Source organism: Lentzea albida, from assembly GCF_900111005.1.
Classification (GTDB): domain Bacteria; phylum Actinomycetota; class Actinomycetes; order Mycobacteriales; family Pseudonocardiaceae; genus Lentzea; species Lentzea albida.
The window spans coordinates 36,560-59,965 of the sequence record NZ_FOFV01000001.1; the positions used below are offsets into that span (position 1 = coordinate 36,560).

At 68.9% G+C, this 23,406-nt stretch carries 27 protein-coding genes and 1 tRNA gene; 20 read left to right on the plus strand and 8 right to left on the minus strand.

Annotated elements, in window-relative coordinates; translation table 11 throughout:
* The first annotated feature begins 284 nt into the window (after positions 1-284).
* Complete coding sequence (locus BMY74_RS00190) at positions 285-1,070, plus strand: cytochrome P450 (protein WP_177229498.1); 786 nt, start codon at positions 285-287, stop codon at positions 1,068-1,070.
* On the opposite strand, the gene BMY74_RS00195 is transcribed toward BMY74_RS00190, so the two are convergent.
* Positions 1,045-1,473 (minus strand): OsmC family protein, encoded by a 429-nt coding sequence (locus BMY74_RS00195; protein ID WP_089907574.1) that lies wholly within the window; start codon positions 1,471-1,473, stop codon positions 1,045-1,047. The genes BMY74_RS00190 and BMY74_RS00195 overlap by 26 nt on opposite strands.
* A 106-nt stretch (positions 1,474-1,579) precedes the next feature.
* Between BMY74_RS00195 and BMY74_RS00200 the strand changes: the two genes are divergently transcribed.
* A complete protein-coding gene (locus BMY74_RS00200; protein ID WP_245785800.1) occupies positions 1,580-2,485 on the plus strand; it encodes a S66 peptidase family protein in 906 nt (301 codons plus the stop codon).
* 44 nt (positions 2,486-2,529) lie between these two features.
* On the opposite strand, the gene BMY74_RS00205 is transcribed toward BMY74_RS00200, so the two are convergent.
* Both BMY74_RS00205 and BMY74_RS00210 read right to left on the minus strand, forming a co-directional pair.
* Positions 2,530-2,602, minus strand: a tRNA-Gly gene (locus tag BMY74_RS00205).
* A gap of 32 nt (positions 2,603-2,634) precedes the next feature.
* Positions 2,635-3,033, minus strand: coding sequence for a DUF7674 family protein (locus tag BMY74_RS00210; RefSeq protein ID WP_089907576.1), 399 nt, complete (start codon positions 3,031-3,033; stop codon positions 2,635-2,637).
* A 159-nt stretch (positions 3,034-3,192) separates the two neighbouring features.
* Here BMY74_RS00210 and BMY74_RS00215 point away from each other — a divergent pair, with 159 nt between their 5' ends.
* The 4 genes from BMY74_RS00215 (at position 3,193) to BMY74_RS00230 (ending at position 6,408) form a co-directional block, all read left to right on the plus strand.
* A complete protein-coding gene (locus BMY74_RS00215; RefSeq protein ID WP_089907578.1) occupies positions 3,193-4,512 on the plus strand; it encodes a sigma-70 family RNA polymerase sigma factor in 1,320 nt (439 codons plus the stop codon).
* 94 nt (positions 4,513-4,606) lie between these two features.
* Positions 4,607-5,044 carry a DUF983 domain-containing protein gene (locus BMY74_RS00220; RefSeq protein WP_089907581.1) on the plus strand — a complete coding sequence of 146 codons (438 nt, stop codon included), beginning with the start codon at positions 4,607-4,609 and terminating at the stop codon, positions 5,042-5,044.
* A gap of 15 nt (positions 5,045-5,059) precedes the next feature.
* Complete coding sequence (locus tag BMY74_RS00225; protein WP_089907583.1) at positions 5,060-5,926, plus strand: Fpg/Nei family DNA glycosylase; 867 nt, start codon at positions 5,060-5,062, stop codon at positions 5,924-5,926.
* A gap of 35 nt (positions 5,927-5,961) precedes the next feature.
* Positions 5,962-6,408, plus strand: coding sequence for a hypothetical protein (locus tag BMY74_RS00230; protein ID WP_089907586.1), 447 nt, complete (start codon positions 5,962-5,964; stop codon positions 6,406-6,408).
* Here BMY74_RS00230 and BMY74_RS00235 read toward each other — a convergent pair.
* From BMY74_RS00235 to BMY74_RS00245, 3 genes are read right to left on the minus strand one after another with little or no spacing between them, the layout of a single operon-like run.
* On the minus strand, positions 6,396-6,980 hold the full coding sequence (locus BMY74_RS00235) for a LutC/YkgG family protein (RefSeq protein ID WP_089907589.1): 585 nt from the start codon (positions 6,978-6,980) through the stop codon (positions 6,396-6,398). The two genes, BMY74_RS00230 and BMY74_RS00235, sit on opposite strands and share 13 nt — an antisense overlap.
* Positions 6,973-8,391, minus strand: coding sequence for a LutB/LldF family L-lactate oxidation iron-sulfur protein (locus BMY74_RS00240; RefSeq protein ID WP_089907592.1), 1,419 nt, complete (start codon positions 8,389-8,391; stop codon positions 6,973-6,975). Before BMY74_RS00240 ends, BMY74_RS00235 begins: the two co-directional genes overlap by 8 nt.
* Entirely contained in the window at positions 8,373-9,080 is a 708-nt protein-coding gene (locus BMY74_RS00245; protein WP_089907595.1) for a (Fe-S)-binding protein, read from the minus strand. Before BMY74_RS00245 ends, BMY74_RS00240 begins: the two co-directional genes overlap by 19 nt.
* A gap of 111 nt (positions 9,081-9,191) precedes the next feature.
* On the opposite strand from BMY74_RS00245, the gene BMY74_RS00250 reads away from it, so the two are divergent.
* The 3 genes from BMY74_RS00250 to BMY74_RS00260 are packed head-to-tail and all read left to right on the plus strand — an operon-like array spanning position 9,192 to position 11,586.
* Positions 9,192-10,451, plus strand: coding sequence for a sensor histidine kinase (locus tag BMY74_RS00250; protein ID WP_089907598.1), 1,260 nt, complete (start codon positions 9,192-9,194; stop codon positions 10,449-10,451).
* A 41-nt stretch (positions 10,452-10,492) separates the two neighbouring features.
* Positions 10,493-11,167 carry a DddA-like double-stranded DNA deaminase toxin gene (locus BMY74_RS00255; protein WP_177229500.1) on the plus strand — a complete coding sequence of 225 codons (675 nt, stop codon included), beginning with the start codon at positions 10,493-10,495 and terminating at the stop codon, positions 11,165-11,167.
* 2 nt (positions 11,168-11,169) lie between these two features.
* The gene (locus BMY74_RS00260) at positions 11,170-11,586 is read left to right on the plus strand and encodes an Imm1 family immunity protein (protein WP_177229501.1); all 417 of its coding nucleotides are present in this window, start codon (positions 11,170-11,172) and stop codon (positions 11,584-11,586) included.
* A 231-nt stretch (positions 11,587-11,817) separates the two neighbouring features.
* Here BMY74_RS00260 and BMY74_RS44710 read toward each other — a convergent pair whose 3' ends face one another.
* Positions 11,818-11,985, minus strand: coding sequence for a hypothetical protein (locus BMY74_RS44710; RefSeq protein WP_166048541.1), 168 nt, complete (start codon positions 11,983-11,985; stop codon positions 11,818-11,820).
* Positions 11,986-12,087: 102 nt separating this feature from the next.
* Between BMY74_RS44710 and BMY74_RS00265 the strand changes: the two genes are divergently transcribed.
* From BMY74_RS00265 to BMY74_RS00315, 11 genes are all read left to right on the plus strand, one after another.
* Positions 12,088-12,948: a S49 family peptidase gene (locus tag BMY74_RS00265; protein WP_089907607.1), complete on the plus strand. Its 861-nt coding sequence runs from the start codon at positions 12,088-12,090 to the stop codon at positions 12,946-12,948.
* Between the two features lie 72 nt (positions 12,949-13,020).
* On the plus strand, positions 13,021-13,878 hold the full coding sequence (locus tag BMY74_RS00270; RefSeq protein ID WP_089910176.1) for a LytR/AlgR family response regulator transcription factor: 858 nt from the start codon (positions 13,021-13,023) through the stop codon (positions 13,876-13,878).
* Positions 13,875-14,303, plus strand: a complete 429-nt coding sequence (locus tag BMY74_RS00275) for a hypothetical protein (protein WP_089907609.1) — start codon at positions 13,875-13,877, stop codon at positions 14,301-14,303. Before BMY74_RS00270 ends, BMY74_RS00275 begins: the two co-directional genes overlap by 4 nt.
* Position 14,304: 1 nt before the next feature.
* Positions 14,305-16,104, plus strand: a complete 1,800-nt coding sequence (locus BMY74_RS00280; protein WP_089907612.1) for a sodium/solute symporter — start codon at positions 14,305-14,307, stop codon at positions 16,102-16,104.
* Positions 16,105-16,362: 258 nt separating this feature from the next.
* Positions 16,363-16,713 (plus strand): DUF485 domain-containing protein, encoded by a 351-nt coding sequence (locus BMY74_RS00285; RefSeq protein ID WP_089907615.1) that lies wholly within the window; start codon positions 16,363-16,365, stop codon positions 16,711-16,713.
* Positions 16,710-18,302, plus strand: a complete 1,593-nt coding sequence (locus BMY74_RS00290; RefSeq protein WP_089907617.1) for a solute symporter family protein — start codon at positions 16,710-16,712, stop codon at positions 18,300-18,302. Before BMY74_RS00285 ends, BMY74_RS00290 begins: the two co-directional genes overlap by 4 nt.
* 117 nt (positions 18,303-18,419) lie before the next feature.
* On the plus strand, positions 18,420-18,914 hold the full coding sequence (locus BMY74_RS00295) for a SigE family RNA polymerase sigma factor (RefSeq protein ID WP_089907620.1): 495 nt from the start codon (positions 18,420-18,422) through the stop codon (positions 18,912-18,914).
* On the plus strand, positions 18,911-19,804 hold the full coding sequence (locus BMY74_RS00300; RefSeq protein ID WP_089907623.1) for a hypothetical protein: 894 nt from the start codon (positions 18,911-18,913) through the stop codon (positions 19,802-19,804). Before BMY74_RS00295 ends, BMY74_RS00300 begins: the two co-directional genes overlap by 4 nt.
* Before the next feature lie 59 nt (positions 19,805-19,863).
* Positions 19,864-20,202: a rhodanese-like domain-containing protein gene (locus tag BMY74_RS00305; RefSeq protein WP_245785801.1), complete on the plus strand. Its 339-nt coding sequence runs from the start codon at positions 19,864-19,866 to the stop codon at positions 20,200-20,202.
* 2 nt (positions 20,203-20,204) lie between these two features.
* Positions 20,205-21,110: a DUF4328 domain-containing protein gene (locus BMY74_RS00310; RefSeq protein ID WP_245785802.1), complete on the plus strand. Its 906-nt coding sequence runs from the start codon at positions 20,205-20,207 to the stop codon at positions 21,108-21,110.
* A gap of 67 nt (positions 21,111-21,177) precedes the next feature.
* The gene (locus BMY74_RS00315; protein ID WP_089907629.1) at positions 21,178-22,191 is read left to right on the plus strand and encodes a glycerophosphodiester phosphodiesterase; all 1,014 of its coding nucleotides are present in this window, start codon (positions 21,178-21,180) and stop codon (positions 22,189-22,191) included.
* Here the strand turns inward: BMY74_RS00315 and BMY74_RS00320 are convergent.
* Positions 22,188-23,372 (minus strand): cytochrome P450, encoded by a 1,185-nt coding sequence (locus BMY74_RS00320; protein WP_089907632.1) that lies wholly within the window; start codon positions 23,370-23,372, stop codon positions 22,188-22,190. The two genes, BMY74_RS00315 and BMY74_RS00320, sit on opposite strands and share 4 nt — an antisense overlap.
* Positions 23,373-23,406: the final 34 nt, after the last annotated feature.

The window sequence follows — 23,406 nt, forward strand, 5'->3', positions numbered from 1 at the left end:
AAAGGCCATGAACGCGCCAAGATATCGCAATGGAATTCGACCCGAGAATCAACGCCCAGCGGGTGACCGCATATGCCGAGCTGCGTGCCGTGCTGGCTGATCCGGTGACGTTCTCCTCCCGGAACATGGCTGGTCCGCAGGTCGCGACGGTCGCCGCGCTGTTGCCACCGGAGCAGCGACGATTACTCGAATTGATGTCATCGTTGAACGCTGCGGACGGCACGAGACATGCCCGAATTCGTGCGTCGGCGAATCAGAAATTCACTCCAACGGCCGTGCGCCGAATGGCTGACCCCATTAGGGAACGCGCACGTCTTCTGCTCGACGAACTACCGGAGGAGGCCGACTTCGTCAGCGGTTTCGCCGCGCCGCTCGCGCTGGGAGTCGTCGGCGACCTGCTCGGCGTACCGGAAGCGGACTTCCCGCTGTTCCGCGAGTTCACGGCGCCGGTGCTGGAACTGACCAGCGGCGACGAGGTCAGCGAGCGCGTGCTCGGCTCGTACTTCGCCGCCATGAACGAGTTCTGCGCGTACTTCGGTCGCTCGCAGGCGTTCCGCGGCGGACAGCTCTCGGAGCAGGAACGGCTGTCGCTGTGCCTCGCGGTCGTCGTGGCCGGCACCGACTCGACGGCGAACATGCTGTCCAGCACGGTGCTGAGGCTGGATCCCCGCGAACGCAGGCTGGGCGGGGTGGTCGAGGAGGTCGTGCGGCTCGACTCGCCGTTCATCGGCTTCTTCCGCACCGCCACCCGCCCGGTGACCGTGGGCGGGGTGGAGATCGCCGCGGGCGAGCACCTGTTCCTCGACTACGCGGCGGGCAACCGCGACCCGAAGGTGTTCACCGAGGACTTCGACCCGGGCAGGCCCTCCGTGCCGGGGCACCTCGGCTTCGGCCACGGCCCGCACTACTGCCTCGGCGCCCAGCTGGCGCGCCTGGAGGGCACGATCGTGGCCGAGGAGCTGCTCGACCGCTCGTCGGAGCCGGTCGAGCAGCCCGTGCGCCACCGCAGGCACCTGATCAGTCACGGGCCCGCGGAGCTGCGGTTCAGACCAGGGCAGCGTCGAGGGTGATGTTCTCGACGGCCGCGAGCGCCTTGGAGACCGGGCAGTTCGCCTTGGCGCCCTCGGCGGCCGCGACGAAGTCCTCCTGCGACAGGCCCGGCACGTTGGCGCGGACCGTGATGTGGATGCCGGTGATGCCGACGCCCGCCTGGAAGCTCACCTCGGCCTTGGTGTCGATCGAGGTGGGAGGCGTGCCCGCACCGGTCAGGCCGTGCGAGAGCGCCATCGAGTAGCAGGACGAGTGCGCCGCGGCGATGAGCTCCTCGGGGCTGGTCTTGCCACCGGCCTCCTCGGCGCGCGCCTTCCAGTCGATGTCGAAGCTGCCGGCGTTGGAGGTGGCGAGGCTGACGTTCCCCTTGCCCTCGACGAGGGAGCCTTCCCAGTGAGCGTTTGCCGTCTGCTTGATGGCCATGATCTCGAGGTCCTTAGGTCGAAGCGAGCTGTCCCGACCACCTTGTCACGGGTGGGCCCGGAGATCACCCCGAGAACCACGTGCCGGGACTGTGAGAGTCTCTCGTGTGAACGTCGTGCTGCCCCCGCGTGTCGCCGCCGGAGATCGGGTCCGCCTCGTGTCGCCCGCGAGCTTCCCGGACGAGGAGGGGCTCGCCGAGTCCGTGCGGGTGCTCGAGAGTTGGGGACTCGTCGTCGAGATCGGCGAGCACGCTGTCGACCGGCACGGGTACATGGCGGGCCGCGACGCAGACCGGCTGGCCGACCTGAACGACGCCTATCGCGATCCCGGGGTGTGGGCGCTGTTCGCCACCCGAGGAGGAGCGGGCGCCTACCGCATCGCCCACGACGTCGACTTCGACGCGGTAAAGGCCGACCCCAAGCCGTTGGTGGGGTTCAGCGACATCACCAGCCTGCACCTGGCTCTGTGGCGGCACTGCCGGGTCGCCGGGGTCCACGGCTTCCTGGCCGGTGCCCGCTCGGAGGCCTCGACGCGGTCGTTGCTGATGGAGACCGAACCGGCTGTGCTGCACCGGGACGCCTCGGTCCTCACCGCGGCCGTCCGGGTCGGCGGGGTCGCCACGGGCAACGTCGTCGGCGGCCACCTCGGCACCCTCGCGTGGTCCGTGGGCACCGGAACCCTGAACCTGGACGGCACGATCCTGTTCGTGGAGGCACCGAGGGCGGTCGGATTGGGCCACGTCGACCGGCAGCTGACGCAACTCATCCGCTCGGGCTCGCTTCGGGGCGTGCGCGGGGTGGTGCTCGGCCGGTTCCCGGGGTTCGAGGACTACAGCGATCGCGACTGGACCGTTCTCGACGTCCTGCGCGACCGGCTGGAGGTCTTGGACGTGCCCGTGCTGGGCGGTGTGGACGTAGGCCATGGGGAGCAACCGCTGTCGCTGGCCCTTGGACCAATCGCCGAGTTGGACGCGGACGCGGGCACGCTCACCGTCGGCCCGGCAGTGCGGTGAAACGAAAGAAGTCCGGCACCCAGGGGTACCGGACTTCTTTCGAGAGCGGATGACGAGACTCGAACTCGCGACCCTCACCTTGGCAAGGTGATGCGCTACCAACTGCGCTACATCCGCACTGCCTTACGGGAGAGAACTATACAGCAGGGCTAAACGGCGTCTTGCGAGGGGGGTGCCAAACCGGCCAGCAGTTGATCTACCTCGGACAACTGCTCCTTCGGCCACCGCCACTCCCACAACGCCCGCACCTTCGGCAGCACGTCGACCGGCAGCCACGCGGCCACCTCCTCGCGGAGGTCCCAGTCGTCGAACACGTGCTCGTAGAAGCTGATCAACGCGGCGTTCTCCAGGAACTGCTCCGGCTGGTGGAAGCACCAGTGCGCGAAGCCGTACGCGCGGCGCAGCACGTCGTCGTCCTGCTCGCGGTGCGCTTCCTGCGCCAGCTGGGACAGTTCGGAGAAGAAGACGTGGCAGGACCACTCCTCGGTCTCGGCGACAGCCCGAAGTTCCGGCACGAGGGCCGAAGCGCGTTCCCGCCAGTCCACCACGTGCGTGACGATAGTCGCTCGATCTTGTCCGGCCGACCGTCCGACGCCCACCTGTGACCGTCCTGTCACCGATCACGTTGCGCTGATCAGCCCACTACTAACGGATGGTCTTGTATATCGACCTGTTCTCATCGATGAGCAGTTCTGGCCCCTTGTGGCATGTTGAGGGCTGTGATGGTCGACGAGAACGAGGTCGACCGGGACCTGCTCGCCAGGGTGCGCGAGGGAGACGACTCGGCCTACGGCGAACTGTTCTCCCGGCATGCGGACGCGATCCGCCGCTTTTCCCTCAGGCACGTCCGCGAGGCGGCCGAAGCCGACGACCTCACCGCCGAGGCGTTCTTCCGCATGCTCCAGGCCATCCGGCGCGGCAGCGGGCCCACGGACCACGTCCGCACGTACCTGCTCACCGTCGCCCGCCGCGTCGCGTGGGAGTGGAGCGGACGGCGCCGGGACGTGCCGGTGGAGGACGAGGAGCTGGGCCGCCGGGTCGAGCCGGTGAGCGACAACGCGAACCGCCGGGTCGAGCACAACCTCATCACCAGGGCTTTCTCCAGCCTGCCGGAACGCTGGCGGGTCGTGCTGTGGCGCGTCGAGGTGGAGGGCGAACGCCCCGCCACCGTGGCACCGCACTTCGGGCTTTCGCCGAACGCCATGTCGGCGTTGGCCCGCCGTGCGCGCGAGGGATTGCGTGCGGCGTATCTCCAGGCTCATCTCGCGGCGGACGACGGGCGTTCGTCGTGCGCGGCGATCCGGTCGAAGCTCGGCACCTACACCGCGGGCGGGGTCCAGGGCGTCGAGGAACGCCGGATCGGTGCCCACCTCGACACCTGTTCGTCCTGCTCGCAGCTCCACACCGAGCTGAACGAGGTCTGCGCGACGCTGCGCGCCAACGCCGGGTTCCTGGTCGTGCCGGCCGCGCTCGGGCTCGCGTTCGCCGGGAAGGTGTTCTTCACCAAGGCCAAGCTGGCGTTCGCCGCTGCGAGCGTGGCGACCGTCGGCCTGTTCGGGACGATGGCCGCGGTGTTCAACGGCGGTGCGGGCGTCGCCGTGGTGCAGCCGGACCAGAACCCGGTGATCGCCATGGAGACGTCGGGTTCGTCGAGCTCCTCCCGCAGCCAGGAGCTCGTGGTGGCCCAGCCGCCCGCTCCCGAACAGCAGCGGCAGGTGAAGCCGCAGGAGAACGTGGTCAACCCCGGTGCGCCGCGGCACCAGGAGACCGTGCGCAGGACCGAGTCGTCCGTGCCTCCGACCAGCAACAAGCTGGAGAAACCCCCTCCGGCCGAACGGGGCGAGGACGTCACCGCGTCGAAGGGGCAGTCCGACGACGTGAGCACGGCGCAGACGACGTCACGTGACATCAGTTCGTTCGACGTGCAGTCGACCTCGGCCTCACCGTCCGCCTCCACGCCGTGCTCGTCGCCGCAGACCACGGCCACGACGATCACGCTCTACCCGAAACCGGCGTTCGAGGACTGACGGTGACGATCATGCTCGGCCGAGTTCACCCACAAGGCTCGGCCTGGGCCAGGTACGGTTTGTCCAAGACCGACCGAGCGTGGGAGACGGGTACATGACGCGGCTGGTGCGCGGTGCTGACGGGCGGATGTGGACGGTTCACAGCCGAGTCGAGTGGCGCAACCCGGTGGCCTCCGACGACTTCGAACACGACGTCAGCGGTGGTGTGCTGCCCGGGGTGATGATGGCGGGCATGCTCGTCGTGATGGTGGTCGTGCTGATCGCCTGGACGCCCGAGCAGGTCGTCGTGCCGGCGTGGCTGATCCTCGCGCTGATCTTCCTGTTCGCCTTCTTCCCGGTCCGCTGGGCGCTGCGTCGCCCGCACACGCTGGTCGCGGAGAGCAAGGCCACCGCCGACGAGCTGCCGCCCGAAAGGTGGATCGGCTCGGTGCGCGGTCCGCTCGCGGTGCGCCAGGAGGCGTCCCGGGTCGCCCGGACGATCGAGATGCACTCGCTGCCGGACGTCGAAGGCCCGTTGCAACCCGTCGACTGATGCGACACTGGACCGGTGCCCGAGCTACCCGAGGTAGAAGCGCTGGTCCACCACCTGCGTGAGAACGCGGTGGGCCGCACGGTGCACCGCGTCGACGTCGCGTCGCTGCAGGTGCTGAAGACGTTCGACCCGCCGTGGACCGCTTTGCACGGCCAGGAGGTCGTGGCCGCGCACCGGCACGGCAAGCACCTCGACCTGGAGGTCGCGGACGGCCTGCACCTGGTCGTCCACCTCGCCCGCGCCGGCTGGCTGCGCTGGGCCGACACCATGTCCGCACCGCCGCCCAAGCAGGGGCGGGGGCCGCTCGCGTTGCGCGTGCACCTCGGCCCGCCCGGTCAGGGGCCGGGCTTCGACCTGACGGAAGCGGGCACCAAGAAAGGTCTCGCGGCGTGGATCGTGCGCGACCCCAGGTCCATCGCGAGCATTGCGCGGCTGGGTCCCGACGCGCTGGGGATCACCCGCACGCAGCTGGAGGACCTGTTCGCCAAGCGCACCGAACGCCTGAAGACGTCGCTCACGGACCAGAGCCTGATCGCGGGCATCGGCAACGCCTACTCCGACGAGATCATGCACATGGCCCGGCTCTCGCCGTACGCCACGACGGGCAAGCTCGACGAAGAGCAGCTGGACCACCTGCACGAGGCGATGCTGACCACGCTGACCGATGCGGTCGCACGGTCCGTTGGCCAGGACGCGGCCCGTCTGAAAGGCGAGAAGCGGTCGGGGCTGCGGGTGCACGCGCGCACCGGGCTGCCATGTCCCGTCTGCGGCGACACGGTTCGCGAGGTGTCGTTCGCGGACAAGGCGTTCCAGTACTGCCCGACGTGCCAGACCGGGGGCAAGCCGCTGGCCGACCGCCGGTTGTCCCGCCTGCTCAAATAACCGCCGCTTAACCGGGGTGGACGAGCCTCGGTGGCATGACTCGTCCGGGCAAGACCATCGCAGTGCTGTCCATCGCCGCCGCGGCTTCCGTGATCGCGCCGATGAACGCCAACGCCGCCGAGTACGGGTGCACGGGTTCGCTGATCGACACCTACTCGGTGAAGTCCGGTGTGGGCAACCACCTGAGCACGATCCGGCTGTACTACAACTCCAGCACCGGTTACAACTGCGCGGCGAACGTCAAGACGGCGTACTACTCGCAGTTCAAGCACTACGCCAGCATCTCCATGTACAACAAGGACTTCCGCGAGGACGACAACAACCGTCCCGGCTACAACAACGACTTCGACGCCGGCAACTTCCAGTACTACGCCGGTCCGGTCAAGGTGTACGCCAAGGGCAAGTGCGTCACCATCCGCGCCGTCACGAAGTACTACGACGAGACCGCCATCAAGGACGCCGTCGGAGTTCACTGCGGCTGAACGACCAGCACCTCCAGGGTGCGGGGGCCGTGGACGCCCTCCACCCGGTTGAGCTCGATGTCGCTCGTCGCCGAAGGGCCGCTGATGAACGTCAGCGGCCTCGTCGGTTCCAGGCGCCGCAACGCCTCCGGCACCGACGCCGCGATCTGGTCGGCGCGAACGACGCACAGGTGGTAGTCCGGCAGCAGGGTGAGCGCACGGCGTCCCTGCGCCTCGCCGCCGTCCAGCACGATCGTGCCGGTGTCCGCGATCGCGACCGCGCACCCGGTCAGCACGCCGTCCGACCCGTCGAGCTCCTCGATGGTGAGCGGCTCGTGCAGCCACGTGACGCCGTCGACCAGCCACTCGGGGGGAACGTCCGCGGGCACGACGATCCTCTTGCCCCGCAGGCGTTCGAGCGCTGCCGGCACGTCGGTGACGGTGTGGACGACCGCGCGGTAGTCGGCGACCCGTTCGGCGAACAGCTCGACACCGCCGGTGCCCGTCTCGTGGTAGCCGCGGACAACGGGCTCCGCCGCGGGCACTCGGGCGTCGCGGATGCGGTTGAGGATCTCTTCTCGTGCGCTAGCCACGGTTCTTCCTCCACCAGGCGCGGAACGACTCGGACGGCGGTGCGGGCACGTCGCGGGAGGACGTCCACTTCGAACCCGGCCACGGCAGCGACGTGATCCTGCCGTCCCGCGCCAGGAAACGGGCCAGGGAACCGGCTTTCTGGGCCTTCTCGTAGCGCGAGGCCTCCCTGAACACCCACGCGGCGGCCGCCATCGCGACGGACTCCGCCGTGAGCCCCTTGGCTTCCACGGCCTCGGCGCGCAGGTGCGTGAGGACGGACGGGATGTCGATCCGCACCGGGCAGACCTCGAAGCAGGCGCCGCACAGCGAGGAGGCGTAGGGGAGTGAGGCCGCCTGCGGGTCGTGCATGTCGCCGACCAGTTGCGGCGTCAGGATCGCGCCGATCGGGCCGGGGTAGACCGAGCCGTACGACTGGCCGCCGGTGCGCTCGTAGACCGGGCACACGTTGAGGCACGCGCTGCACCGGATGCACCGGAGCGCTTGGCGCCCAACGGAATCCTCCAGCGTGGCGGTGCGGCCGTTGTCGATCAGCACGAGGTGGAACCGCTGCGGCCCGTCGCCTTCGGTGACGCCGGTCCACACGCTCGTGTACGGGTTCATCCGCTCCGCCGTGGACGAGCGGGGCAGCAACTGCAGGAAGACCTCGAGGTCCTGCCACGTCGGCACGAGCTTCTCGATGCCCATGACGGTGATCAGCGTGTCCGGCAGCGTCAGGCACATCCGGCCGTTGCCCTCGGACTCCAGCACCACGATCGACCCGGTGTCGGCGACGGCGAAGTTCGCGCCGGAGATCGCCACCTTGGTCGTGAGGAACTTCTCGCGCAGGTAGACGCGTGCCGCCTCGGCGAGGTCCGCGGGTTCGTCGGAGACCTCGACGCCCATGCGGCGCTGGAAGATCTCGCGGATCTCCGAGCGGTTGCGGTGGATCGCGGGCACCAGGATGTGCGACGGCCTGTCGTCGCCGAGCTGCACGATCAACTCGGCGAGGTCGGTCTCGATCGCGTGCACGCCACCGGCTTCGAGCGCCTCGTTGAGCCCGATCTCGGCCGTGGCCATGGACTTGACCTTGACGACCTCGTTCGCGCCCTCCTCCCGGCAGAGGTCGAGCACGATCCGGTTGGCCTCCTCGGCGTCCCGGGCCCAGTGGACGACGCCGCCTCGCGCCGTGACCGACTCCTCGAGCTGCACGAGGAGCGTGTCGAGGCGCGCCAGGACGTCGTTCTTGATCTGCTCGCCGGCGACCCTGAGCTGCTCCCAGTCGGTCATCTCGCCGACCGCGGCCGCCCTGCGCCCCCGGATGGTCCCGGTGGCCTTGCGCAGGTTCTGCCGCAGCTGCGTGTCGGCCAACGCCGTGTGCGCGGCCTTGGGGAACGTCGGGCTGCCCAGCCACGTCACCGGGTTGCGAGCCACGGGTCCTCCTCCGTCGAAGCCAGGATCTCCGCCAGGTGCACCGGCCGCACGCCCGCGCGCAGCCGCGAGAGCCCGCCGCCGATGTGCATGAGGCAGGAGTTGTCGCCCGCGCTGAGCACCTCGGCACCGGTCGAGAGCACGCTGGTCATCTTGTCCGCGAGCATCGCCGTGGACGTCTCGGCGTTCTTCACCGCGAACGTGCCGCCGAAGCCGCAGCAGTGCGTCGAGTCCGGCAGTTCCACCAGATCGAGTGCCTTCACGGCCCTGAGCAGCGCCAGCGGCTTGTCGCCGACGCCGAGCATGCGCAACGAGTGGCACGTGGGGTGGTAGGTGACCCGGTGGGGGAACCACGCGCCGACGTCCGTCACGCCCAGCACGTCCACGAGGAACTCGGCGAGCTCGAACGTGCGCGGCGGCGACTCGCCGAGCGTCGGGTGGATCTCGCGCACCATGCCGGCACATGACCCGGACGGAGCAACGACGTGGTCGTAGTCGCGGAAGACGTCGGTGTACTTGCGCGCCAACGGCTTCGCGTGCTCCCGGTAGCCGGTGTTGAAGTGCATCTGGCCGCAGCACGTCTGGCCGAGCGGGAAGTCGACCGAACAGCCGAGCCGCTCCAGCAGTCGCACCACGGCACGGGCCGTCTCGGGGAAGAACGTGTCCGTCAGGCAGGTCGCGAACAGTGCCACTCTCACCCGCACACCCTCTCCCTGAATTCATCGGATGTCTACCCGGATCGGTGGACCGTACGGGGGTACGCCGGGCGCGCCTCTTGCTATAGGGGTGCCCCACAGCACAGCATGTGCACCGTGGGCGACCTGTTGACCGAGCGCGCCGTGCTCGGTGTCATCGCGACCCTGGCCGTTCTGGGCCTCTTCGTGATGCTGTGCCGCGCTCGACGAGTCAGCACCTCCGTCGAGGATGCTGTGATGGACATGCTCGACCGCATGTCCAGGGCGTCGAGCGACCTCCGCGCGGGCTTGACGGAGGAGGCGGCGAACAAGGCCACACCCCACCTGCGCGAGATGCTCAGGTGCGTCGCGGTCGCCATCACCGACGAAGAGGGCACCGTCCTGTCGTGGGACGGCGGCGCGAACGACCACTACGAGTACCTCCGCGACACCGTGGCCAGGGCCATCAACAACTGCCACAAGGAACACGTCGACCACCGCAAGCTCGGCTGCGAACTGCAGGGCCCGTGCTCCCTGCACAGCGTCGTCGTGGTCCCCCTCGTCGTCGAGGGTGACGTGGCCGGCACGTTGATCGTGGTCTCCGGCGTCGCCTCGAAGCGCCAGATCCGCATGGCCGAGGAGACCGCCCGCTTCGTCTCGACCCAGCTGGAGCTGGAAGTCGTCCAGAAGCAACGGCAGGCGCTCGCCCAGGCCGAGGTGAAGGCGCTGCGGGCCCAGATCTCACCGCACTTCGTCTACAACGCCCTGAACACGATCTCGTCCCTGATCCGCACGGACCCCTCGCACGCCCGAGAGCTGCTGCAGGAGTTCGCGGAGTTCACGCGCTACTCGTTCCGCACCGACGGCCTCTTCACGACGCTGTCCGACGAGCTCACCAACATCGACCGCTACCTCACGATCGAACAGGCCAGGTACGGCTCGCGCCTGACCGTGCGCCTGCGGATCGCCCCCGAGGTCCTCCAGGTCGTCCTGCCGTTCCTCGTCCTGCAGCCGCTGGTCGAGAACGCGGTCCGCCACGGCCTGGCCAAGAAGCCGGGCGGCGGCATGCTGACCATCACCGCCGAGGACAACGGCAGCGAGGCGCTGATCAGCGTCGAGGACGACGGCGTGGGCATGGACCCGGACCGTCTCGACGACATCAAGGACGCGCACCAGACCGGTGCGCACGTCGGCATCGGCAACATCAACGACCGCATGCGCACCGTGTTCGGCGCGGAGTACGCGCTGGTGGTGGAGACGGCGCCCAACGCGGGCACCAAGGTGATCCTGAAGGTGCCGAAGTTCGCGCGGAACGTGCTGCCGAACCTGAACATCGGGTCGCAGATGGACGAGCCGATGACGAACGAGCAGCCGGCGATCCGCGCCTGATCAGCAGCGTCGGCCGGCCGGAAATGGCGAGCATCGGTGAGGTGGTCGCCGCGCTGAGGCATTCAGTCGCGGACTTGCCCTTCACCGCCCTGGCAGAGGCGCTCGAATCGGCCGAGGACGCGAAGGCGTTGGTCGAACAGGCTGCCGAAGGTAGCGATCAAGCCGAGTTCGCGCAGGTCATCGCGTCGTTCGAGCAAGCGGTCCACGGTATCGGTGAGCTTCAGCGGCAGCTCACCGATATCCAGCGGTCGGTCACGCAGACGGCGAACCAGCTGGAGGGGAACCAAGTATCGAGGCCACCTTCCGAGGACGTCGCGAAGCCACAAGCACCTGAGCGGCTCCTCCGGGCTCTTCCTGAGCGGGAAGAACCCGGAGGAAAGACCACCGGGTACTGGCAGGACCACGACGGGAGGGTGCGAGGGCCAGTCGTGAGCGGTCGGGGTCAGCTTCGTGATCAGGCGGTTGATGGGCTTCGACGACTCGGTCTCGTATCCGGACGGGGGACGCTGACAGTCGCTGACCACGTCGAGGTGCAGATTGCTGTTCAAGTCGAGATCAGCGGAATGGGGAACACGACATTGGCCGTGAACAACCGTCCTTGCGATGTCGGTCCGTTCTCGTGCGACCGCGTGGTGCCGAGAGTGCTTCGACCTGGCCAACGCCTTACGGTGTACTGGCCGGGTGGAGTGAAGACGTACGTCGGCAAGGAGCGTTGACCGTGGGTTATGTGCTCGACGTGGCTTATCGCCATGATCAGGAGCCCAAACATCTCCGCAGTCGAGAGGACGTCGATGCGTTCGTCGAAGAGTTGTTGACCCTTGGGCCCGCGTACAGCGCTGCCACTGCCTACGCGGTGGAGGAGGGCAGTGACGACCTTCCCGACCACGAGTTGCTGATCGGCGCCGACGGGACCACCGGGATGGGGGCTGCGCGGTACAGCGGTGAGGCGGGCACTTGGTACGTCCGAGGGGAGCACGCCAAGCGCGGGAGCGTGTCGTTCGCGTACTTCGGGACGGCGCAGGAGTTTCCGGCAGACGCCGAGGTGCCGTTGAGCCTTGTCCGCGAGGTTCTGGTGGGACTGCTGGAGAGCGGGGGTGGGCGACCTGACGGGCTCAACTGGGCCGTGACCGATTGACGCGTCTGAACTTTCCGAAAGTTGCAAGGTCAATCATGCTCAACCCCGGCCCACCCCGTGCCGATTGTGGTGGTGACCAATGAACAGCCGGTCGATTGAACAACCAGAGGCCGGCCGCGAGTAAAGGCCATCAACCAGTGCAGGAACAAACAGCACCCGAGCGCGTCCGCGTCTGCATCAAGTGCACCGCCAAGGGGTTCAACAGCTGCAAGTGCTGACGAGCACCGCGGCTCAGCGTGCTGCAACAGCCAAAGTCGTGATCAGCACGACGGCGCACACGCTCCAGCTCACCCACATCCAGTAGATGTGCATCGGCGTCGGCCCGGCGGCGTTCTGCCTGCCCCGGTCGTCCCACCACTCGACGTACCGTTCGAGCCAGCGGATCGGGTTGAACGTCACAGCCCGAACCTAACACCGTCAGACGTGTTCCAGGTCACGCGGGAGCAACCGACCACCATCGAGGCTCCCGCGTGTCCGCGAAACGCACGTACTGTCGAGTACATGAGCGTCACGGACAAGATCGCGGCCCGGCTCCCGAGGGTGATGGACCGGGGCGAGCGACCCCCGGTGGTCGCGGCGGTGCGGTTGCACGGGGTCATCACCCCGCAGTCCTCGCCTGTCGCGCGCAACACGATCAGCCTCCAGAACATCGAGTCGGCGATCAACCGCGCGTTCGACAACGAGCGGCTCATCGCCGTGGCGCTGCTCATCAACTCCCCCGGTGGGGCGCCGACGCAGTCCGCCCTCATCGCGGAACGCATCCGGGAGCTCGCGACCAAGAAGCACGTGCCGGTGCTCGCGTTCTGCGAGGACGTCGCGGCGAGCGGTGGGTACTGGCTGGCGTGCGCGGGGGACGAGATCTACGCGCACGGCACGAGCCTCGTCGGGTCCATCGGGGTCGTGAGCGCGGGCTTCGGGCTCAACGGCCTGCTGGAGAAGGCGGGCGTCGAGCGCCGCGTCTACACCGCGGGCGAGAACAAGGTGCGGCTCGACCCGTTCCAGCAGGAGAAGCCCGAGGACGTCGAGTGGCTCAAGGGCCTGCACGCCGACCTGCACGAGCAGTTCAAGGCGTGGGTGACCGAACGGCGTGGCGCCAAGCTGAGCACCGACACCGACCTGTTCAGCGGTGAGGTGTGGACCGGCAACAAGGCGCAGCAGCTGGGTCTCGTCGACGGCATCGGCACGATCCGCAGCGTCATCGCCAAGCGCTTCCCCGACGCCGAACTGACGATCGCCGAGCCGCGCAAGCCGTTGCTGGCCAAGCTCGGGCTCGCCGGCGCGTCCACCCGATCGGGCGATCTCGTGACGCAGGTGCTCGCCAGTGTCGAGGAACGTGCTCGCTGGTCCCGATTCGGGCTCTGAGCATCAGTTCGGTTTCACAGGGCGTGTCGTCACCGACCCCGGCGTAGACACGACCGCACATTGGTGGGCAAGATGCCCGACACAGTGAGTACCCAAGACAACGCCGGTCTCCTCGTCCTCGCAGTCGATGACGAGGCTCCCGGCCTGAACGAGATCAAGTTCCTGCTCGAGAGCAGTCCCCAGGTCCGGCGCGTGCTGACGGCGTTCGACGCCGCCGAGGCGCTGCGCATCCTGAGGGGTGACTACGAGCAGGAGGTCATGGCGCGGACGAAGGCCGGCCTGCCGCCGGTCGACGCGGTGTTCGCGGACATCAACATGCCCGGGTTGTCCGGCATGGATCTCGCTCGGGTGCTCAGCGCGTTCCGGTACCCGCCCGCCCTCGTGTTCGTGACGGGCGTCGAGGAACGGGACGCGCTCGTGACGGCGTTCGACGTCGGCGCGCTCGACTTCATCAACAAGCCGATCAACGAGGAACGCGTCCTCAAGGCCATCTCGCGCGTGGCGGACCGGGTGGGGCGCACGGCGGCTCCGGCGGCCCAGGCCGCCCCGACGGCGCAGAACCCCGCCGAACCGACCGACGACGAGGTCATCCCCGTCGAGCTCGGCGGCACCATCAAGCTCGTGCCGCGCGCGTCCGTGCGGTACGTCGAGGCGCAGGGCGACTACGCCCGCCTGCACACCCAGGACGGCAGCCACCTCGTCCGCATCCCGCTCGCGCAGCTCGAGGAGCGCTGGGCCAACGCCGGCTTCGTGCGCATCCACCGCTCGTACCTGGTGGCGTTGCCACTGGTGAGCGAACTGCGGATGACGGCGAACGGCTACGCGGTCGTCATCGGCACCGGTGAGGGAGCGAAGGAGCTGCCGGTCAGCCGGCGGCACACCAAGGAGCTCAAGGAACGGATCGTGCGGCCGCCGAAGAGCAGCTGGTGAGCAGGCACGACGCGGGGAAGCCGGAGCAGCCCGCACGGGAGGCCTGGCTCGGCGAGCAGGGCAGCAGGCCGCGGCGCCGCCGGGTCGTGCTCGCGGACTCGACGAAGAAGACCGGCAAGGCGTTGCGCACGATCATCGAGCTGGAGGAGCAGACCAGCGTCGGTGAGAAGCTGGTGCGCGACCTCATCCGGCAGCAGCTCAAGTCGGCGTTCGGGCTCGCGTTCGCCGTTCTGATCGGCATGTGCCTGCTGCCGATCACCTTCTACATGGTCCCGTCCATCGGGGACCTGCAGATCCTCGGCATCCCGATCCCGTGGCTCGTGCTCGGCCTCGCGCCCTTCCCGATCCTCTACGGCGTCGGGTGGGTCTTCCGCAGGCAGGCCGAACGGCACGAGAAGGACTTCGTGAACATGGTCGACCGCTGACGTGAACGCCACCTACTGGAGCCTCAGCGCCATCGTCGCCGTTGCGGCCGTGACGTTCCTGCTCGGCTACGTCGGGTCGCGCAAGGCGAACACCACCCCGGACTTCCTGGTGGCGCGCCGCGCGATCCCCGCCACCCGCAACGCCGCCGCGATCTCCGGCGAGTACCTGTCCGCGGCGTCGTTCCTCGGCGTCGCCGGGCTCGTGCTCAAGGACGGCGTCGACGCCCTCTGGTACCCGGTCGGCTTCACCGCCGGCTACCTCGCGCTGCTGCTGTTCGTGGCCGCCCCGCTGCGCCGCTCAGGCGCCTACACGCTGCCCGACTTCGCCGAGGCACGGCTGGGGTCGGCGAACGTGCGGCACTTCAGCACGTTCTTCGTGGTGTGCATCGGCGTGCTGTACCTGGTGCCGCAGCTGCAGTCCGCTGGCCTGACGCTGACCACGATCACCGGCCTGCCCGCGTGGTTCGGCGGCATGATCGTCACGGCCATCGTGGTGGTCAACGTGCTGGGCGGCGGCATGCGCGCGATTACGCTCGTCCAGGCGTTCCAGTACTGGGGGAAGCTCTTCGCGATCGCCGCGCCCACGTTCGTGCTCTTCGTGGTGTTCCTGGCCTCACCCGATCGCGGCACGCAGCCGATCAGCGACGACGGCGTGGTCAAGTTCCCGAAGGCGGAGTCGGTCACCATCGCCGAGCAGGTCGTGAAGGTCCGCGTCGACGAGCCGCTGACGTTGAAGGTGCGCGGCCAGATCGACGGCAGGGACGCGGACGGGCCGGTGTTCTGGGGGCGCGGCGTCTACGAGCTGAGCCCCGGCACGACCATGGAGTTCACCGCGGGCAGCCCGGTGCCGGTGATCGAGGGCTCGCCGACGTCGAACTACGACTGGACGCGCCCGCAGACCGGTGGCGTCTCCGAGCTGATCAGGACGTACTCGCTGATCTTCGCGACGTTCCTCGGCACGATGGGCCTGCCGCACGTCCTGGTCCGCTTCTACACCAACCCGGACGGCAAGGCGGCCCGCCGCACGGCGCTGCACGTGCTCTACCTGCTGGGCCTGTTCTACATCTTCCCGACGGTGCTGGGCGTGCTGTCGCGGCTCTACCTGCCGCAGCTGCTGGTGAACGGCAAGACGGACGCGGCGGTGCTGATGCTGCCGGAGACGATGCTGCCGAACCTGGGCGGTCAGATCGTCGGCGCGATCGTCGCCGCGGGCGCGTTCGCGGCGTTCCTGTCGACCTCGTCGGGACTCGTCGTGTCGGTCGCCGGGGTGGTCTCGACGGACATCATGCCGGGCAAGGTCCGTGACTTCCGGTGGGCGACCGTGTTCACCGGACTCGTCGCCATAGGCCTCGCGCTGCTGCTGCCACGCTCGGACGCGTCACTGACGGTGGCCATGTCGTTCGCATTGGCGGCATCGACGTTCTGCCCGCTCCTGGTCCTCGGCATCTGGTGGAGGGGGCTGACGTGGGTGGGTGCCGTCTGCGGGCTCGTGGTCGGCGGCGGGCTGGTGATCAGCGCCCAGGTCGTCAGCGTCGTGAGCTCCTACACCGGCCGCTGGGCGCCCGCGTTCATCACCCAGCCTGCGCTGATCACGGTGCCGGTCGCGTTCATCACCATGATCGTCGTCAGCAAGGCGACCCGCAGACGGGTGCCGGCGGACGTCAGCCAGATCCTGCTGCGGCTGCACGCGCCGGACCCGCTGGGCTTCATCCGCGACCGCGACATCGCCCGGTTCGGGACCGCGGAGGAGAAGGCCAGGCTGGCCGAGGACAAGCGCAGGGGAGCCGGAAGCACACGGTGAGTAGCCACCGTTTCAAATGGGTGAAATTGGGTCACTCGAATCGGTGAACGGTGATTCCGGTCACGCAGAGTGCCCTTCGTCTACGCATACCGACCGTTCATCGCATCACCCGACTGCTGGGCGCAACGGCACGAACGGGGCCTTACCTGAGTGACTCAAGTCTCCATACGGTTCTCGACCAAGAACGGACCGCACCTGGAGGCATTACGTGCACGTCACGTTGCTGACACCTACGACGAGTACCGCGAGGAGGGGCCTGTGAGCACCGTCGATCACACCCCGTCTGAGTCGGCCCCAGACGCGCAGAAGTGGGCCGACGTCCAAGCAAGTGATGACTTCGCCGAGCTGAAGCACCGACTCCGCAAGTTCGTCTTCCCCGTCTCCGGACTGTTCCTCGCGTGGTACCTGCTGTACGTGCTGCTCGCGGACTACGCGCACGGCTTCATGTCCACCAAGGTGTTCGGCAACATCAACGTCGGGCTCATCTTCGGCCTGCTGCAGTTCGTGTCGACGTTCGTCATCACGACGCTGTACGTGCGGCACGCCAACAAGAACCTCGACCCGCTCGCGGAGAAGCTCCGCAACGAGATCGAGGGAGACGGCAAGTGAACGAGTCCAGCCCGATCCTCAACATCAGCATCTTCGGCGTCTTCGTCATCGCCACGCTCGTCGTGGTCATCAGGGCGAGCCGCAACACGAAGACCGCTGCGGACTACCTGGCCGCCGGCCGCGCGTTCACCGGTCCGCAGAACGGCATCGCGATCGCCGGTGACTACCTGTCGGCCGCGTCGTTCCTCGGCATCGCGGGCGCCATCGCCCTCAACGGCTACGACGGCTTCCTATACTCGATCGGCTTCCTGGTCGCGTGGCTCGTCGCGCTGCTGCTGGTCGCCGAGCTGCTGCGCAACACCGGCAAGTACACGATGGGCGACGTGCTGAGCTTCCGGATGCGCCAGCGCCCGGTCCGCGCCGCCGCCGCCACGTCGACCATGGCGGTCTCGTTCTTCTACCTGCTGGCCCAGATGGCCGGTGCCGGCGGTCTCGTCGCACTGCTGCTCGGCATCACCGGCACGGGCGGCCAGGCCCTGGTCATCGCCGTCGTCGGCGCCCTGATGATCGCCTACGTCCTCATCGGCGGCATGAAGGGCACCACCTGGGTGCAGATCATCAAGGCGGTCCTGCTGATCGCCGGTGCGGGCATCATGACCGTCTGGGTGCTCGCCAAGTACGGCTTCAACCTCTCGTCCCTGCTCGGTGCCGCGGTCGACGCCGCCCCGAAGGCGGGCGAGAAGCTGCTCGGCCCCGGCCTGCAGTACGGCGCGACCGGCACCAGCAAGCTCGACTTCCTGTCGCTGGCCCTCGCGCTGGTCCTCGGCACCGCGGGTCTGCCGCACATCCTGATGCGCTTCTACACCGTGCCGACGGCGAAGGAAGCCCGTCGCTCGGTCGTGTGGGCGATCTGGCTGATCGGCATCTTCTACCTGTTCACGCTGGTCCTGGGCTACGGCGCCGGCGCGCTCGTCGGCCCGGACAAGATCAACGCGGCACCCGGCAAGGCCAACTCGGCCGCCCCGCTGCTCGCGCTGGAACTGGGTGGCCCGATCCTGCTCGGCCTGATCGCGGCGGTCGCGTTCGCGACGATCCTCGCGGTCGTGGCGGGCTTGACGATCACGGCGTCGGCGTCGTTCGCCCACGACATCTACGCCAACATCATCAAGAAGGGCCAGGAGGAGGACAAGGACTCCGAGGTCAAGGTCGCCCGCATCACCGCGATCGTCATCGGCCTCGTGTCCATCGGTGGCGGCATCATCGCCAACGGCCAGAACATCGCGTTCCTCGTGGCACTGGCCTTCGCGGTCGCCGCCTCGGCGAACCTGCCGACGATCCTCTACTCGCTGTTCTGGAAGAGGTTCAACACCTCGGGCGCGCTGTGGAGCATCTACGGCGGTCTGATCGTGACGATCACCCTGATCGTCCTGTCGCCCGCCGTCTCCGGCAAGCCGACCTCGATGTTCAAGAACGCCGACTTCGACCTGTTCCCGCTGTCGAACCCCGGCATCGTCTCGATCCCCGTCGCGTTCCTGCTCGGCTACGTCGGCACGATCCTCTCGAAGGACAAGGCCGACCCCGCGAAGCAGGCCGAGATGGAGGTCCGCTCCCTCACCGGTGCGGGCGCCGAGAAGGCCATCGCGCACTAGTCGCTCCACCTGAGAACGGGCCGTCCCTCGTGAGGGGCGGCCCGTTCTTCGTGCGTGCAACCCTGGACCGGCTGACCGCGTATTGAACGCGACGCAGCACGAGCATGGGGGACCGGAGTGCGACGGGACGAGGAGTTCTCGGAGTTCTTCACGAGCAGGTTCGACTGGGCGAGGCGCACGGCGTACGCGTTGTGCGGCGACTGGTCGGAGGCGGAAGAACTCGCGCAGAACGCCTTCGTGAAGGCGTATGCGAAATGGCCGAGCATCAGGCGGGAGACGGCGGAGGGCTACGTCCGCACCATCGTCACCCGCGGGTTCCTCGACACCAGACGCCGTGGCCGAGGCCGCGAGCACCCGGTCGCCGAACTGCCCGAACTCGGTGTCGGAGGTGGTTTCTCCGATCCCGACGCCAAGCTCAACGCCGCGCTGCAGCAGGTGGGGCCGAAACAACGGGCGGCGCTCGTGCTGCGCTTCGTGCACGACCTCTCCATCGAACAGACGGCGGCCGAGCTCGGGTGCTCGGTGGGCAACGTCAAGAGTCAGACGGCCAGGGGTTTGGCGGCGCTCCGCGAGGCGTACGGCGAGCCCGTGAACTCGGAGCGTGATCGATGAACATCGAAGACGAGCTGCGCGGAGCTCTCCACATCGCCGCGCCCCCTCCCACGACGACGCTGGAAGCCGTGGTGAAGCGCGGCAGGCGCCGGGTGTTCGCCCAGCGGGCCGGAGCGGCGCTCGGCGTGGTCGCGGTGGTGGCGGGCATCGGCTTCAGCGCCGCCACGCTGAACCACGCGGCGCCACCGCCCCAGCAGGCGGACGAGCCGAACCACGGCCCCGCCACCGTGGAGCACAGCCTGGGCTGGCCGCGGGTCGTCACCCCGGCCCAGCAGCCGTACGGCACGTGGACGCCGGGGTCGAGCGCGCCTCCCGTCCCCGGCCGCCCGGTCGTGGACGTCCCGATGTGCAACATGCGGATGGCCACGCAGGAGGTGGTGCTCAGCACGGAGCCGTTCACCGCCGACTTCACCGCCCGCCTGCTCGAACGGGTGCCGCGGGAGCTGTCGGACAAGAAGATCGGCAACGCGCCCGGCAACTCCGTCCTGCAGGCGGTCGAGTTCGACATCACCGACGCCGGCGGCACGGGCAGTCTCCGGGTCACCGGGGGCAGGTTCACCGGCACCCCGCAGGCGTACGCGGACGACGCGCTGTGGGAGACCGGCGACTGCGAACCGCCGAGGCGGCTGGTCCTGAGCAACGGAACGATCGTGCAGTTGCACGCCGTGCGGCCGTTCGAGCCGTTCCAGTCGTTGGTCCAGAGGCTGTCCGTCTTCCGCAACGACGGTCTTCTCGTGCAGCTCGAACTGCGCAACTTCGGCAGCCCGGACCTCGCGCCCGACCCGAAGCAGCAGGGTCAGTGGCGGCGCACCGGTGCCGGGCGCCCGACGTTGCCGCTGTCCGAGGAGGAGTTCTCGAGGCTCGGGCTCGTCGTCGCGGCGACGACCTGAGGGTGTCCCGTGCCGGAGGTTCACGTCCGTGCAACCTCCGGCATGGGAACATCTGGGGTGTGACTGTTCCAAGCGTGGAGATCGCCGACGTTCCGGCGCAGCTGCCCGAGGGCGCCGTTCTGCTGGACGTGCGCGAGCAGGACGAGTGGGACGCGGGCCACGCGCCCGGCGCCGTGCACGTCCCCATGAGCGAGATCGCCGCCCGTCTCGACGAGGTGCCGAACGACGTGCAGCTCTACGTCGTGTGCCGCGCCGGAGGCCGTTCCGCCCGCGTGACCCAGTACCTCAACCAGAACGGCTGGGAGGCCGTCAACGTCGAGGGCGGCATGCAGCACTGGGAGGCCGCCGGCCGTCCGCTCGAGGGCGGCACCGACGGCGCGGAACCGCAGGTCATCTGATCGTGCAGCCGTTGCAGCCGATGCGCGTGGACTGGGTGGCGACCCCGCCGCCCAGTGCCTACCCGCCGCCGCGGGGCCGGTCGCAGCGGCTGACCTACGGCGGCCCGCCGACCTACCCGGTCCCGCCGCGCTGGGGTTTCCCGCTGCTCGCGTGGCGCTGGCCCACGGCCGTGCCCGGCACGGTCGAGCAGTCCGACTCCGTCGACGGCGTGCGCCGCCTGGGCCGCACCGCGCAGAACTCCCTCTGGCTCCTCGCCGCAGTCGCGGTGTGGGGCGCGTTCTCCGAGATCTGGCGCTACGTGCTGGTGTCGATGAGCCGCTTCGGCGCGCTCTCGGCCGGCGTCGTCAGCGCGTCCGACGCCATGGTGGTCTCGTCCTCGGCGATCACCATCACCGGCTGCTTCCTGTCGCTGCTTCTGGGCCTGGTGTGGGTCCGCCGCGCGCGGAACGTCGCCGCCACCCTCGTGGGCTACGGCCCGTCCCGCCCGGACCGCGACGTGCTCATCAGCCTGGTCATCCCGGGCGTGAACCTCGTCGTCCCGGGCTCGGTGCTCGCCGAACTGGAACACGCCGTGGCCCGCAGGCCTGCCGACGAACGCCCCGTTCCGTCTCGGCTCCTGCGCTGGTGGTGGGGCCTGTGGGCGGCCTCGGGCCTGATGGTCGTGGTCGTGGTCCTGTGGTCGTTCCGGTCGAGCACCCAGGCCCTGGCGGACGGCGTGCTGCTGCATGCGTTCGCCGACCTCCTGCTCGCCGGTGTCGCGGTGACGTCGGCCCTGGTCGTCCGCCGCATCACCACGCTGCTGCTACCGGTGGACGCCGCGTCCGTGCGGCTGATGCGCGTGGTGGAGGTCAAGGACGCCCCCGAACCCCCGCTGCGGTCGGTCCGCGCGTCCGGCTCGCCCCGCTGATCTGTTCAACCGACGTTCGTCCCGGCGGTCCTTCCGAGGCTCCGCGGTGAGTGCCAGGTTGGGATGCATGCGGACACTCATCGGGGCTCTGGTGATCGCGATGGCAGCGCCCGGCGCCGCCCACGCCCACCCGAACAGGGACTTCGACCTCCAGGCGCACCGCGGCGGCATCGGCCTCACCGTGGAGAGCACGCTGAAGGCGTTCGGCAAGGCGCTCGAACTCGGCGTGACGACCCTGGAGCTCGACCTCCAGATCACGCGCGACGGCCGCGAGGTCATCACCCACGACCGCAAGACGAACCCGTCGAAGTGCCTCGACACGAAGCCCGCGTTCCCCGGTGACCCGGAGTTCCCCTACGCCGGCAAGTACGTGAAGGACCTGACGTTCGCGCAGGTGCGGACCCTCGACTGCGGCAGCACGCGGTGGTCGCAGTACCCGGAGCAGGAGCTCTCGCCGGGCGCCCGCATGCCCACCCTGGAGGAGCTCTTCGACCTGGCACGCAGGCACCGGGCGTGGGGCATCCGCTTCAACATCGAGACCAAGGTCGAGGCCGCCGCCCCGCACGAGACCGCGCCGCGCGAGCAGTTCGTGCAGCGCGCGGTCCGCGAGATCCGCCGGTCGGGCTTCATGCCGAACGTGACGGTCCAGTCGTTCGACTGGGGCACGCTGATGCGGCTGCGCGAGGTCGAGCCGCGCATCCCGCTGGTCGCCCTCACCCAGCCGGAGATGCTGCGGCCCGGCTCGCCGTGGACGGGCGGTCTCGAACTCGCGGACTTCGGGGGAAGCGTCGCGAAGATGGCTCGCAGCTTCGGTGCCGCCGCCCTGTCGCCGGTGCACGGCAACCCGCAGAACGGCAAGGTCGGCGACCCGGACTACGTGCCGTTCACGACGAAGGCGTTGGTCCAGGACGCGCACCGGCATGGGCTGAAGGTGGTGCCGTGGACCCAGAACGATCCGGCCACCCTGCACAAGCTGATCGACGACGGGGTGGACGGCATCATCACCGACTACCCCGACCGCCTGCGCAAGGTCATGAAGGACCGCGGGTTCAAGCTCCCGAAGCGCTACCCGAAGCGTTAGTCAGTGCCCAGTGGCAGCGAGTGCAGGCCGCGGATCACGAACTCGGCCCGCCGGTTCGGTTCCTCGGCCAGCACCGCGCCCGGCAGCTTGCGGTGCAACGACGACAGCGCCGCCTCCACCTCGATGCGGGCCAGCGGCGCGCCCAGGCAGTAGTGGATGCCCATGCCGAAGCCGAGGTGCTGGTTCTTCTCGCGGCCGACGTCGAGGACGTCCGGGTTCTCGAACACCAGCGGGTCGCGGGCAGCGGCGCCCAGGAGTGCGGCGATCTTCTCGCCCGGCTCGACGACGTGGCCGGCGATCTCCACGCGTTCGGTGGCCGTGCGTTCGAAGAGCTGCAGAGGGGAGTCGTAGCGGATGAGCTCCTCCACGGCCGTGGGCATGATCTCGGGCGAGAGGCGCTCCCACTGCGAGCGGTGCTGCATCAGGGCGTAGACGCCGTTGCCGATGACGTTGACCGTGGCCTCGTGGCCCGCCATCAGCAACAGGACCGCGGTGGCGACGAGTTCGTCCTCGGTGAGCCTCGCGCCGTCGGTGTCGGTGACGGCGACCAGGTCGGACACGAGGTCGGTGCCGGGGGAGACGCGGCGCAGTGCGACCAGTTCGCGCAGGTAGGCGACGAACTCGGTGGCGGCGCGCTCGGCAGCCTCCTGCTGCGGTGCGGGCAGGCCGTACTCGTACATCTTCACGATGGCGTTCGACCACGGCTGGAGCAGGTGGCGGTCCTGCTGCGGCACGCCGAGCAGTTCCGCGATCACCTCGACGGGCAGCGGCGCGGCGACGTGGGCGAGCAGGTCCGCCTGGCCCTGGTCCTTGATCTCCGCGACCAGCTCGTCGACGAGGCGGTCGGCCAGGTCGGCGACCCACGGGCGCAGGCGCTCGACGTGGCCCCGGCCGAACGCGGCGGCGACCAGGCGTCGCAGGCGGGTGTGCGTGGGCGGTTCGTTCTCCAGCAGCGAGTTGCGGTGCAGGAGGTTGAACGCCATGAACTGCTCGACGGGCTTCACGTCCGACCAGATCCGGCCGAGGGAGCGGTGCCGCAGCACGGCGGAGCAGGCGGCGTGCGAGACGGCGACGGCGACGCCCATCTGCTCGTGGTGATGCACCTCACCGGCTTCGCGCAGGGCGGCGAAGGCCGGGTACGGGTCGGCGATGAACGCGGGATCGCGCTGGTCGAACGTCACAAGGCGGGACGGTAAGTCGCGATCGGCGTTTCGT

What these genes read in the sequence shown, in the direction of transcription:
- BMY74_RS00220 (WP_089907581.1), top strand. Translation starts at nt 4,607, where the DNA reads ATGACGCGGCTGGTGCGCGGTGCTGACGGGCGGATGTGGACGGTTCAC.
- BMY74_RS00195 (WP_089907574.1), bottom strand. Translation starts at nt 1,473, where the DNA reads ATGGCCATCAAGCAGACGGCAAACGCTCACTGGGAAGGCTCCCTCGTC.
- BMY74_RS00190 (WP_177229498.1), top strand. Translation starts at nt 285, where the DNA reads ATGGCTGACCCCATTAGGGAACGCGCACGTCTTCTGCTCGACGAACTA.
- BMY74_RS00230 (WP_089907586.1), top strand. Translation starts at nt 5,962, where the DNA reads ATGACTCGTCCGGGCAAGACCATCGCAGTGCTGTCCATCGCCGCCGCG.
- BMY74_RS00270 (WP_089910176.1), top strand. Translation starts at nt 13,021, where the DNA reads ATGCCCGACACAGTGAGTACCCAAGACAACGCCGGTCTCCTCGTCCTC.
- BMY74_RS00265 (WP_089907607.1), top strand. Translation starts at nt 12,088, where the DNA reads ATGAGCGTCACGGACAAGATCGCGGCCCGGCTCCCGAGGGTGATGGAC.
- BMY74_RS00215 (WP_089907578.1), top strand. Translation starts at nt 3,193, where the DNA reads ATGTTGAGGGCTGTGATGGTCGACGAGAACGAGGTCGACCGGGACCTG.
- BMY74_RS00315 (WP_089907629.1), top strand. Translation starts at nt 21,178, where the DNA reads ATGCGGACACTCATCGGGGCTCTGGTGATCGCGATGGCAGCGCCCGGC.
- BMY74_RS00300 (WP_089907623.1), top strand. Translation starts at nt 18,911, where the DNA reads ATGAACATCGAAGACGAGCTGCGCGGAGCTCTCCACATCGCCGCGCCC.
- BMY74_RS00250 (WP_089907598.1), top strand. Translation starts at nt 9,192, where the DNA reads ATGTGCACCGTGGGCGACCTGTTGACCGAGCGCGCCGTGCTCGGTGTC.